Origin of the sequence: Streptomyces sp. NPDC048696, from assembly GCF_043198895.1 — a bacterium.
Lineage (GTDB): Bacteria > Actinomycetota > Actinomycetes > Streptomycetales > Streptomycetaceae > Streptomyces.
In genome coordinates, this window is record NZ_JBICVJ010000001.1 from 496,175 (window position 1) to 507,493 (window position 11,319).

Consider the following 11,319-nt stretch of genomic DNA (forward strand, 5'->3'; position numbering starts at 1 on the left):
ATCCGCAGCGGCAATTGCACATTAATCAGGTCCGCGCCAGTGCGTCAACCACGAAAACGAGAGCGTCACTGCGGGCTTTCCGGAGCCACGCTGAGCAGCCAAATCTTTCACGTTTCTTGCAGGTGTTACACCTCACCAAAAGACTGCTTTCACCGCAGGTCAGAGCCTTCGCAAACCTTTCATTCGCATTGACAGCGGCGCGCGCCGGAACCTAACTTCGATCTCGGAAACGGAATGCGAAACAGTTCGTATACGCATTCACCATTCATCGTTCACCGTTTATCGTGCAGCGACAGGATTTTCCGATGGAAAAGTCAGAGATGCTTCGTACCGCGATGCCCTCAGCTGTCCATTCAGCGGGTATCGATCTCGTCGACCTGTGCCGCTGGGACCTGGCGGTCGCCCGGACCAAGGGTGAACTCCTGCAGCGCGTGTTCAGCGAGGCCGAACGCACCGCCGCGCGGCACACCGCCGCCGACGGGGCCACCTCCCCCGAGCGCACGCTGGGCCGCGCCTTCGGCGTGAAGGAGGGGGTGGTCAAGGCCGTCGGCGGACTGCCGCCGGGCGCCTGCCTCAAGGACATCCAGGTCGAGATCGCCCCCGGCGAGCAGCCCTGGCCCGTACGTCTGCACGGTGAGCTCGGCCACTGGGCGGCCCGCCACGACGTGGAGATGGTCGGCGGCGCGCACGAGCTGGGCGACGACATGGCCGCCGCCTGGGCCGCCGCCCACCCCCGCACCAACCGCCCCCGCACCGACCGAGCGGGCGCCGACCGGGACGGCGAGTCCTCATGACCGGCGAGCGCGCCGCCTTCGTCTTCCCCGGCCAGGGCAGTCAATTCCCCGGCATGGGACGGGAGTTGCACCAGTTCGGCGCCGAGGGCGAGGCGCTGGTGGCCCGCGCCGAGCAGGTGACCGGGCTGCCGGTCGCCCAGCTCATGACGACGGCCGACGCGCAGCGGCTCGCCGACCCGGAGGTCGCCCAGGTCCTGGTCTTCACCTGGTCGGCGGCGGCCCTGGCGCGGCTGCGCCGACGGGGCTGGCAGCCGTCCTGCGTGGCCGGGCACAGCCTGGGCGAGTTCACCGCCCTGTACGCCTCGGGAAGCCTCGACCTGGACACCGCGCTCGAACTCGTCTCCTGCCGGGGACGCGCCATGCGCGAGGCGGCGCGCCGGACCGCCGGTGCCATGGCGGCCGTCGTGGGTCTGCCGCTCGACCTGGTGCGCAACCTGTGCCGCCTCGCCTGCGACGACACCGGCCTGGTGATGGTGGCCAATGTGAACTCCCCGCGCCAGACGGTCGTCTCGGGAACCACCGACGCCGTACACAGGGTCATCGAGCAGGCCCGCGAAGCCGGGGCGCTGCGGGCCCGCCAGCTCTCGGTGGGCGGCGCCTACCACTCGCCCCTGATGGCACCGGCGCTGCCCGCCCTGGCGACCAAACTCGCCGCGGTCCGGCTCGACACCCCGCGCGTCCCGCTCGTCTCCAGCACCACCGGCCGTCTCGTCGACGACCTCCAGGAGTACCGCGACGAGCTGCTGTGGCAGATGCTGCGCCCGGTGCACTGGCGACGGACCGTCAGCAGCCTGCACGCCCATGGCGTCGACGTCTTCGTCGAGGCCGGTCCCGGGCGGGTGCTGACCGGCCTCGGCCGGGAGATGGTCCGCGACGCACGCCACCTGGGCGTGCACGACGCCCTGCGCGCCACCTCCTCGACTCCCTCCCCCGGCACACCGCCCTCCGAAGAGCGCCCCGCTCTGATCACCGCAGCGACGAAGGGAAGCACGTGAGCGAATTCGAAGGACGGGTCGCGCTGGTCACCGGCGCCACCAAGGGCATCGGGCTCGCCGTCGCGACGGACCTGGCCCGCGCCGGCGCCACCGTCGTCCTCAACCACCGGAGCAACCCCGACCAGGCACAGAAGGCCCTGCACACCGTGCGGGCCGTACGGCCGGACGCCGAACTCCTCCAGGGTGACATCGCCCGGCCCGAGGACGTCGACCGTATGTTCCGCCATCTGCGCCAACACCACGGACGGCTCGACCTGTTGGTGAACAACGCCGGGGTCACCCAGGACGGCTACGCCGTGATGATGGGCGACGCCAAGTGGAACAAGGTCATCGAGACCAATCTGACCGGGGCGTTCCTGTGCTGTCGCGCGGCCGGCCGGATGATGGCGAGCCGGCGGAGCGGAGCCATCGTCACCGTCGGCTCCACCAGCGCCCTCAACCCGCCCCCGGGCCAGGCCAACTACGCCGCCTCCAAGGCCGGGGCACTGGCCATGGTCAAGGCCATGGCCAAGGAGCTCGGCGGCTACGGCGTGCGCGTCAACGCCGTGGTGCCCGGGTTCGTCGACACCGCGATGACGCGGCAGATGCCCGCCGAACGCCTGGAAGAGAGCCTGCGCGGCGTCCCGCTCGGGCGCATCGGCCGCCCCGAGGAAGTCAGTTCCGCCGTGCGGTTCCTGCTCAGTGACGCCGCGGCGTACATCACCGGCACCTCGCTCGTCGTCGACGGCGGCCTCATCAGCTGAGCCACCCCTACCTCCCTCTCCCCCTTCCCCTCCCCCGTACAAGGAGCAACCCATGGTCATGTCCCTGGAAGAAGCCACCACCCGTGCCGCCCGCCGGCAGGAGCTGGCCCATGACGTCAAGACGCTGCTGGTGGACCGGCTCGCGCTGGACGTCGACCCGGCGATGATCGGCGACGACCAGCCGCTGTTCGGCCGCGGACTTGAGCTCGACTCCATCGACACCCTCGAACTCGCGATGGCCGTCGAGGACACCTTCGGCGTCGTGATCACCGACGACGACACCCACAGCCTGCTCTCCCTGAACCGGCTGCTCGACCACATCCAGGCGGACCAGGCATGAGCACGCTCCCCACCCCGGCGCCCGACGCGGTGCTCGGCGCCGACGACATCGCCCGGCTGCTGCCGCACCGCCACCCGTTCTTCCTCCTGGACCGGGTCACCGCGCTGGAGCCCGGCGTCAGTGCCGAGGCGATCAAGAACATCACCTCGTCCGACGCCGTCCTGGCCGGCCACTTCCCGGGCCGCATGATCTACCCGGGCGTGCTGCTTGTGGAGTGCGTCGCCCAGCTCGCCGCCGTCGTGTACGGCACGGCGGGCGCCCTGCGCGCCACCGGCGAGGTGGTCGCCGACGTCGCCGACCGGGTCGGCTATCTCGCCGAGATCCGTCAGGCCAAGTTCCTCAAGCCGGTCGTCCCCGGTGACCAGGTGCTTTTCCGCCTGCACAGCGGACCCCGCCTCGGCGGCCTCATCTCGGTGACCGGCCAGGCGTCGGTCGGCCGGGACACCGTGCTCACCGTCCGGCTGACCGTCACCGAACGCGAGTCCTGACCCTGGCCGCCGCCTCGGCACCGCACACGTACACACGTACATACGCACAGCCTCAACACCCGCATATCTACATGCCGGTTGAGCCACCCCTCGTGTCCCACCCATCCCCTCGGGAGCACCCATGAAGACCGCTTACACCAACCCCCATGACGAGTACACCGTGCTGCGCGAGGCGACCGGACTGCTCGACTACGCCGACATCGGCCTGGTACGGGTCTCCGGCGCCGGCGCCACCGACTTCCTCGGCCAAGTGGCCACCCGCAGCGTGGAGTTCCTGCTGGAGGGCCAGAGCATGCCCGCCCTGCTGCTGCGCGAGGACGGCACGCTCATCTCCGAGGTCCTCGTCCACTGCCACGCCACGCACTACCTCGTGGAGATCTGGCCGGCCCAGGCCGAGGAGGCCACCGAGCACCTGCTCGCGCACGGCAGCCGCAGCCCCGACGCCACCGTCGAGGACGTGCGCGCCGGCTACGACGTGCTCGCCGTGGAAGGCCCCGCCTCGTTCCGCATCGCCCAGAAATACCTCCCCTTCCCGGTGGCCTCCATGGGCTACCGCAGCTTCGTCTCGGTCGAGCACGAGGGCCGCCCGGTGGTCGTCTCGCGCAGCGGGGTGACCGGCGAGTACGGATACAAGTTCTTCGCCCCGGCCGGTGCCGGGCAGGCACTGCGCGCCGAGCTGCTTTCCCTGGGGGCGGTGGAGTGCGGCAAGGAGGCGGTCGACATCTGCCGCATGGAGGTGCGCTTCGCCAGCGTCGAGCACGAGGCTCCGGGCGAGCGCGCCACCGCGTTCGACCTCGGCCTCCAGTGGATGATCGAGCCGGGCAAGGAGCCCGCGGGCGCGAGCGGACAGCCGCGCCGCCCGGTGTGCTGGGTCGCCGACGAGCAGCTGACCGAGCCCCCCGCGCCGGGCACGGAACTGACCGTGAGCGACGCGACGGTGGGCGCCGTCACGCACGCCGTCTTCTCGCCGCGCCTGGGGCGGATCATCGGCACCGGCCAGGTCGAGGCGGAAGTAGCCGCCTCCGGCCAGGAGTTCGCCCTCGCCCCGGCCGACTCCCCGGTCCGTACCGTGTCCGCTCCCTTCCTCACCGCCACCAGCCTCGACATCGCGCTGGACTGACCGGCCACGCGGGGCGGGCACCGCCCGCCCCGCCCCCGCTCCGGCCCCCGGGCCATCGTCGTTAGGAGAAGAACATGAGCCTCGAAGACGTGAGCCTCGGCGACCGCCGCCTGGAAGGCGTTGCCATCACCGGCATAGGGCTGAGCTGCGCGCTGGGCGACGGCGCCCGGCAGGTGTGGCGCGCGATCCGCGCGGGAGACAGCGGCATCGCCCCCACCCGGCGGCTCGATGTGTCGACGCTCAGCTGCCGGTACGCGGGAGAGGTCGCCGAGGTGGCCTCCTCCCATCCCCGGCTGCGCGGCCGGGTGGACCGCGCCACCTCGCTGGCCCTGACCGCCGCGGAGGAAGCCGTCGCGGCCGCCGGGCTGCCGATGGAGGGCGAGGACCCGTACCGCATGGGTGTCGCCGTCGGCACCTCGGTCGGCGGCCTGGACCGCGGTGAGCGCTTCCACTGGGAGCTGCTGCGCGAGGGCGCCGAGGAACCCCGCGCGGACCTGCTCTACAACTACCCGCTCTACACCTCGGCCGACGCCCTGAGCATCGCGTTCCAGTTCAAGGGCCCCAAGGTGGTGATCTCCAACGCCTGTGCCGCCGGGTCCAACTCGATCGGTTTCGCCGCCGACGCGATCCGGGAGGGCCGCGCCGACGTCATGATCGCCGGTGGGGTGGACGTCCTGGACATCCTCTCCCTCGCGGGCTTCGACAGCCTCAACGCGCTCGACTCCGAGCCCTGCGCCCCGTATTCGCGCAGCACCGGCCTCAACCTGGGCGAGGGCGCGGCGATCCTGGTCCTGGAGTCGGAGTCGTTCGCCCGCCGGCGCGGCGCGGACATCCTCAGCTATGTGCTGGGCTACGCGCTCACCAGTGACGCCTACCACGCCACCGCCCCCGACCCGGCCGGAGCCGGAGCCAACCGCGCGATGCGCGCGGGTCTGGCCCAGGCCGCGCTCGGCCCGGCCCAGGTCGACTACGTCAACGGGCACGGCACCGGCACACCGACCAACGACAGCGCCGAGACCAAGGCCGTGGACGCCCTGTTCGCGGGGCTGCCCGCCGCCCCGATGAGCAGCACCAAGTCCCAGGTAGGCCACATGCTGGGGGCAGCGGGGGCGATGGAGGCGGCCGCCTGTGTGATGGCGCTGCGCGACGGCGTGCTGCCCCCGACGGTGAACGTGGACGAGAGCGTCGAGCTCGGCCGCGACATCGTCCCCAACCGGTCCCGGCCGCAGGACCTGAACGTGGTGGTCTCCAACTCCTTCGCGTTCGGCGGCAACAACTGCTCCCTGGTCCTGGGGCGCCGCCCGAGCCCGTCGCACGAGCGGGCCGAAGGCCGCGTCGTGATCACCGGAGCGGGCCCGGTCACCTCGATCGGCAGCGGACGCCGCACCTTCCTCGACGCCCTCAAGGAAGGCCGTACGGGAGTGGGCCCGGCCCGCCTCACCGACCTGAGCCGTTCGCGCACCAAGCTGGCGGCCGAGGTCGACACGGCGGACTGCCGCCGCCATGTGGACCGGGCGTACGCGCGCCGGCTCGACCAGATCGGACTGCTGACCCTGGCCGCCAGCCGTCTCGCCCTGGACGACGCCGGACTGCGGATCACCAAGGCCGCCTCGGACCGTATCGGCATGGTGTTCGGGACGTTCAGCGGCCCGGTGGAGACCGTGGAGCAGCTCAGCGAGACCATCGGCACCAAGGGCCCCCACCGCGTCAACCCCCGACTCTTCCCCAACTCGGTGATGAACGCCGCGGCCGGCCACGCCTGTCTCGCCCTCCAGCTGCGCGGCCCGCTGTCCACGCTCGCCACGGGCTGCGCGGCGGGCCTGAGCGGACTCGGTTACGCCGCCGACCTCATCCGGCGCGGCGAGGCCGACGTGATGCTCGCGGTCAGTGCGGACGAACTCACCCCGCTGCTGCACTACGGCTTCGACCGGGTCGGCCTGCTGGCCGAGGACGCCCCGCGCCCCTACAGCGCCTCACCCACCGGAGCCGTACTCGGCGCCGGGAGCACCGCCCTCGTGGTGGAGTCCCTGGAGCACGCCCTGGCCCGTGGCGCCACGATCCTGGCCGAGGTCAAGGGCCATGCCCTCACCAGCGACGGCTACCGCATCGCGGGCAACGACCCGTCGGGCGACGCCTGGGCCGAGAGCTTCCGCCGCGCCCTGGCCGACGCCGGGATGCCTGCCTCGGCCATCGGTACGGTCTTCGGCGACGCACGCGGCAGCGCCGCCCTCGACCGGGCCGAAGCGGCCGCAGTCGCCCAGGTGTGGGAGCCGGGCAGCGTCCGGCTGGCCAACCTCAGCCCGTACACCGGACATGTGCCCAGCACCTCCGCGCTGATGGCGGCCGTGTGCGCCACGGAGACCCTGCGCACCGGATGGAGCCCGCAGATCCCGGCGCCGGAACGGTTCCTCGACGGCGTCGACGGCTATCTGGCTCCCTCGACGCAGCCGGGCCGGGCCTGTGTCCTGACGGCGGCCAACTGGGGCGGCACCTACGCCTCCCTGGTCCTCGCGCCCTGGACCGCCGACGAGGCGTCCGAGCAGATCACGACGGCCGGGGAGGCGGCATGACGACCTCGACCATGGCACCCACTGTTGCGCGGATCGCCGAACCGCACCAGGCGCCCGACCGCCACGACGAGCGGTGGTCGTGGTGGCTGACCGAGGGCGAGCGTGCCTACGCCCTGGGCCTGGCCCGTGCCGAGGAGCATCTGCTCGTCCGCCGGACGGCCAAGGAAGCCGCGGCCCAACTTCTCGGCTGGCCGGGCCCTCCCCCCTGGCAGGACATGGAGATCCGGCGCCGCGCGGGCGGCGCTCCCACCCTGCATCTGCGCGGCGCCCTCGCCGACTGGGCGGCGGCGCGCGGCCTGCCGGTCCCGCGTATCTCGCTCACCCACGCGCGCGGTCACGCGGCGGCCCTGGCCTGGTGGCCGGCCGAAGGAGCGCCGCGATGAGCGCCGCCCGCCCGGGGCCCCGCGTGGCGCTGGTCACCGGGGCCCTCGGCGGCATCGGCCGAGCCGTCAGCCGTACGCTCCTCGACCAGGGCATGGGCGTGGTGGTCTCGGACCTCGACGGCGACGCCTGCCGGGCCGCGGCGGCCGAGTTCAACCGACGGCCGGGCGCGGGCCACGCGGTCGGCCATCCCCTCGATGTCACCGACCCGGTCTCCTGGCAGCGCATCACCCGGTTCACCCGCCGCCGCTTCGGCCATCTCGACATCCTCGTCAACAACGCCGGAACCCTGGGCATCCACGGCCTGGAGAGCTGTTCCCCGGCCGAGTGGGACCGGGTGGTCGACACCTGTCAGCGCGGGGTCTGGCTGGGGATGCGGGCCGCCGCGCCCTGCCTGCGGGCGGCCGGGGGCGGCGCCATCATCAATGTGAGTTCCATCTACGGTCTGGTCGGCTCGGGCGCCTCCTTCGCCTACCACGCCGCCAAGGGCGCGGTCGGGGCCATGACCCGGGCCGCGGCCGTCGAGCTGGCTCCCTCGGCCATCCGCGTCAACGCCGTCTCGCCCGGCATGGTGGCGACCCCGATGACGGCGGCCGCACCCCAGGAGTTCATCAACAGCGTCACCGCCCGCACCCCGCTGCCCCGTCTCGCCGAGCCGCAGGAAGTGGCCGACGCCGTACGGTTCCTGGCCGACACCACCGCCTCGTTCGTCACCGGCGCGGAGCTCGTCGTCGACGGCGGCTTCACGGCCCTGTGATGCCCTGCGCGAGGAGTGGGTGATGGAGCACAAGGGCAGCCGGGCTCCCTGGGCCCTGCTGGGCATCCTCTGCCTCAGCTTCTTCATGATCGTGCTGGACACGACGATCGTGAACGTGGCGATCCCCGCCATGATGGAGCACCTGGCGGCCGACCTGGACGCGGCGCTGTGGGTCGTCAACGCCTATGTCATCACCTACGCCGTGTTCATGATCCCGGCAGGCCGGCTCGGCGCCCGCTACGGCCCCAAACCCGTCTACGCGGCGGGCCTGGTCCTGTTCACCGTCTCCTCCGCCCTGTGCGGCCTGGCCGACGGCATCGGCCAGCTGCTGCTCTGGCGCGCCGTGCAAGGCGTCGGCGCGGCCCTCGTCACGCCCCAAGTCGGTGCCTTCATCGCGGTGCTGTTCCCCGCCCACCGGCGCGGCGCCGCCTTCGGGATGCTGACGAGCGTCCTGGGCCTTTCCATCGTCGCCGGACCCCTGCTGGGCGGCCTCCTGGTCACCACAGCCGGCTGGCAATGGATCTTCATGGTGAACGTGCCGGCCGGGACGGTCGCGCTCGTCCTCGCACTCCTCTTCCTGCCCTCGCCAAGACCCGGCGGCGAGCGCGGAGTCGACCTCGCCGGGCTCGCCCTGCTGACCACCGGGCTGACCGCTGTGACCTTCGCCCTGCTGGGCGGCGGACACCGACCACCCTTTGGCCATGCCTTCTTGACCAGGCATCAGATGCTCTGCGCGGGCCTCGTCTGTCTGGTGCTGTTCGGCGTCCAGCAGCGTTCGCGCACCCCCGCTCCCCTGGTGCCCCGGGCCCTGTTCGCCCACCGCGACTTCGCGCTGGCCAACGGGATCGGGGCCGGTGTCCAGTTCGCCGTCATCGGCACCGCCGCCCCGTTCGCGCTCTTCCTCCAACAAGGCCTGGACCGCTCGGCCCTCCAGTCCGGCCTGCTCACCGCTCCGACACCGCTCGCCGCGGCGGCCGCCGCCCATGTCTCGGGCCGCCTTAGCGACCGATTCGGCGGCAAACCCCTCGTACTGGCGGGCCTGGTGACGTACGCGTACGGGCTCGTCCTGATGGGCGCGCAGGCTCGCCCGGGACTGGATCCGTGGAGCCTGCTCCCCGCCATGCTCACCGCCGATGTGGGCATCGGCTGCGCGCTGGCCCCGCTGGCGAAGATCGCGACGGATGCCGTGGAGCCGCGCCACGCGGGAGCGGCCTCCGGGGTGCTCAACACCACCCGCCAGATCGGCGGCGTCCTGGGCAGCGCCGCGGTGGGAGCGCTCATCAGCCATCGCACCCGGGGCCCGGCGGCCGATGCCTCCGCACTCGCCGACGCCCTACAGGCCACGACGCTGCTGACCACGGGTGTCCTCGCCACCGCCGTAGTCCTCGCGATGGCCCTGCGGCCGGGCGACAGCCCTGCGTTCGGGGCACGTTCACGGCGGACGGTAGTGCTCCGTCTCGACGCCCTGTCCGTGGTCGTCCGGGACGGTCCCCACTACCGCAGCGCGCAGATCCTCACCGCGATCCGCGTCGGCAGACGCGGTCGGCGCGAAGTCATCGGCTTCGAGGTGGCGGGCATCGACGCGACGGCCACCTGGTCGTCCTTCCTCCAGGGCCTGCGCGCACGCGGTCTGGCCTCCGTCGACCACGCGGTGTGCGGCGACACCTCCGGCCTGGCCGCCGCCGTCAGCGCCGTCCTCGATGTTCCCGTTCGCGCGCCACGGTCGTCCCGCGACCCCGCGGGTCTCCTCCGCAAGGCCATCCACGGCCGCGTCGAGACCCTCGCGCCGGACGTCACCCCTGCTCTGCTCGCGGCGGCCGTGCAACAGGCCGTCGGCGAGCAGAACACCCGCTGGGCCCAACGGCCCGGCACCCCGCGCCGAAGCCGCCGACGCACCGGCTCGATGAGCCCGGGCGCCGACGGACTCGGCACCCACGCAGAAAGAAGGAACCAGCGATGACTCAAGCGATCACCGGCCCCACCTCCACGCGGACCCCGACAGCCAGTCATGAACATCGCCTCCCCACCCTCACCGGCATGCGCTTCGCGGCCGCGGCCGCGGTGTTCCTGTGCCACTTCTCCCTCTACATCCGGGGCAACGGGGACTTCTGGCGCACCCTCGGCGAGGTCGGCGTCTCGTTCTTCTTCGTGCTCAGCGGCTTCGTCCTGACCTGGTCGACCCGGCCCGAGACCACCGCCCGCACCTTCTGGCGGCGGCGGGCGGCCAAGGTCTACCCGAACCACCTGGTGGTCGCCGCCGCCCACGCCGGTCTGCTGCTCCTGACCGGCAAGGCGATCGTCGCCGCGCAGATCCTGCCCACGGCCACCCTGACGCAGTCGTGGCTGCCGCGCTTCAACCTCATGACCGCCCTCAGCCCGGTGAGCTGGACGCTGTCGTGCGAGGTCTTCTTCTATCTGGCGTTCCCCCTGCTGGTCCGGCAGATCCGGCGGATGTCGACGGCAACCCTGTGGTGGGTCGCCGGAGCGCTCGTGGCCACGATCTTCGCTCTGCCGGCCATCGCCCTGCACTTCATCCCCGCCGGGCAGCCGGTGGCCCCGCTGCTGCCCTACCTGAACAACGACACCTGGTTCGTGGGGTTCTTCCCGCTGGCGCGGCTGCTCGAATTCGCGCTCGGGATGACCGTGGCGCGGATCGTCGCCGCGGGCAAGTGGCCGCAGATCGGTCTGCTGCCCGCAACGGCCCTGCTCGCGCTGGGCTACTGGATGGCCATGGAGACCCTGCTCTGCTCCTTCGCCGCCGCGACCGTTGTCCCTATCGCCCTGGTGATCTGCGCGGGAGCGGTCGCCGATGTGGAGGGACACCCGTCTCCCCTGCGTCACCCGTACCTCATCTGGCTCGGTGAGGTGTCGTTCGCGCTCTATCTGGTGCACAAGCCGGTGATCGACTACGGCGCGAAGCTGCTGGGCATCCCGCACTTCAGCACGATGGGCCTGACGGAGCAGGTGGTCGTCGGGATCCCGATGCTCATCGTCTCCCTACTGCTCGCCTGGCTGCTGCATCTGGCCGTCGAGCGCCCGGCCATGCGCCACTGGGGACGGCCCCGCACGGCGTCCGCCGGCCGCCACAGAGGGGCGTGCCCCCACTGCGGAGGCAGGCTCGCCCCGTAGCG

11 protein-coding genes are annotated in these 11,319 nt (G+C 72.1%); all 11 read left to right on the forward strand.

The genetic code is table 11. The features are described from left to right. The first annotated feature begins 305 nt into the window (after positions 1-305). A complete protein-coding gene (locus ACGFRG_RS02190; RefSeq protein WP_393260455.1) occupies positions 306-794 on the forward strand; it encodes a 4'-phosphopantetheinyl transferase superfamily protein in 489 nt (162 codons plus the stop codon). Further along, entirely contained in the window at positions 791-1,789 is a 999-nt protein-coding gene (locus ACGFRG_RS02195; protein ID WP_393260457.1) for an ACP S-malonyltransferase, read from the forward strand. Before ACGFRG_RS02190 ends, ACGFRG_RS02195 begins: the two co-directional genes overlap by 4 nt. Further along, entirely contained in the window at positions 1,786-2,532 is a 747-nt protein-coding gene (locus ACGFRG_RS02200; protein WP_361417166.1) for a 3-oxoacyl-ACP reductase family protein, read from the forward strand. The genes ACGFRG_RS02195 and ACGFRG_RS02200 overlap by 4 nt, the downstream gene beginning before the upstream one ends. Positions 2,533-2,584: 52 nt before the next feature. Beyond that, positions 2,585-2,872: a phosphopantetheine-binding protein gene (locus ACGFRG_RS02205; RefSeq protein WP_361417169.1), complete on the forward strand. Its 288-nt coding sequence runs from the start codon at positions 2,585-2,587 to the stop codon at positions 2,870-2,872. Then, a complete protein-coding gene (gene fabZ / locus ACGFRG_RS02210) occupies positions 2,869-3,360 on the forward strand; it encodes a 3-hydroxyacyl-ACP dehydratase FabZ (protein ID WP_393260461.1) in 492 nt (163 codons plus the stop codon). Before ACGFRG_RS02205 ends, fabZ begins: the two co-directional genes overlap by 4 nt. A gap of 121 nt (positions 3,361-3,481) precedes the next feature. Further along, positions 3,482-4,480 (forward strand): glycine cleavage T C-terminal barrel domain-containing protein, encoded by a 999-nt coding sequence (locus tag ACGFRG_RS02215; protein WP_361417175.1) that lies wholly within the window; start codon positions 3,482-3,484, stop codon positions 4,478-4,480. A 74-nt stretch (positions 4,481-4,554) separates the two neighbouring features. After that, positions 4,555-7,050, forward strand: a complete 2,496-nt coding sequence (locus ACGFRG_RS02220) for a beta-ketoacyl-[acyl-carrier-protein] synthase family protein (protein WP_393260464.1) — start codon at positions 4,555-4,557, stop codon at positions 7,048-7,050. Then, positions 7,047-7,433: a holo-ACP synthase gene (locus ACGFRG_RS02225; protein ID WP_393260467.1), complete on the forward strand. Its 387-nt coding sequence runs from the start codon at positions 7,047-7,049 to the stop codon at positions 7,431-7,433. The genes ACGFRG_RS02220 and ACGFRG_RS02225 overlap by 4 nt, the downstream gene beginning before the upstream one ends. Then, positions 7,430-8,188, forward strand: a complete 759-nt coding sequence (locus ACGFRG_RS02230; RefSeq protein ID WP_361417184.1) for a glucose 1-dehydrogenase — start codon at positions 7,430-7,432, stop codon at positions 8,186-8,188. The genes ACGFRG_RS02225 and ACGFRG_RS02230 overlap by 4 nt, the downstream gene beginning before the upstream one ends. Before the next feature lie 22 nt (positions 8,189-8,210). Then, a complete protein-coding gene (locus ACGFRG_RS02235; RefSeq protein WP_393260471.1) occupies positions 8,211-10,148 on the forward strand; it encodes a DHA2 family efflux MFS transporter permease subunit in 1,938 nt (645 codons plus the stop codon). Continuing rightward, positions 10,145-11,317, forward strand: a complete 1,173-nt coding sequence (locus ACGFRG_RS02240; protein WP_393260474.1) for an acyltransferase family protein — start codon at positions 10,145-10,147, stop codon at positions 11,315-11,317. The genes ACGFRG_RS02235 and ACGFRG_RS02240 overlap by 4 nt, the downstream gene beginning before the upstream one ends. Positions 11,318-11,319: the final 2 nt, after the last annotated feature.

Bases quoted from the DNA above. Each gene is read 5' to 3' on its own strand.
- ACGFRG_RS02190 (WP_393260455.1), top strand. From the start codon at position 306: ATGGAAAAGTCAGAGATGCTTCGTACCGCGATGCCCTCAGCTGTCCAT.
- ACGFRG_RS02195 (WP_393260457.1), top strand. From the start codon at position 791: ATGACCGGCGAGCGCGCCGCCTTCGTCTTCCCCGGCCAGGGCAGTCAA.
- ACGFRG_RS02205 (WP_361417169.1), top strand. From the start codon at position 2,585: ATGGTCATGTCCCTGGAAGAAGCCACCACCCGTGCCGCCCGCCGGCAG.
- fabZ (WP_393260461.1), top strand. From the start codon at position 2,869: ATGAGCACGCTCCCCACCCCGGCGCCCGACGCGGTGCTCGGCGCCGAC.
- ACGFRG_RS02215 (WP_361417175.1), top strand. From the start codon at position 3,482: ATGAAGACCGCTTACACCAACCCCCATGACGAGTACACCGTGCTGCGC.
- ACGFRG_RS02220 (WP_393260464.1), top strand. From the start codon at position 4,555: ATGAGCCTCGAAGACGTGAGCCTCGGCGACCGCCGCCTGGAAGGCGTT.
- ACGFRG_RS02225 (WP_393260467.1), top strand. From the start codon at position 7,047: ATGACGACCTCGACCATGGCACCCACTGTTGCGCGGATCGCCGAACCG.
- ACGFRG_RS02230 (WP_361417184.1), top strand. From the start codon at position 7,430: ATGAGCGCCGCCCGCCCGGGGCCCCGCGTGGCGCTGGTCACCGGGGCC.
- ACGFRG_RS02235 (WP_393260471.1), top strand. From the start codon at position 8,211: ATGGAGCACAAGGGCAGCCGGGCTCCCTGGGCCCTGCTGGGCATCCTC.
- ACGFRG_RS02240 (WP_393260474.1), top strand. From the start codon at position 10,145: ATGACTCAAGCGATCACCGGCCCCACCTCCACGCGGACCCCGACAGCC.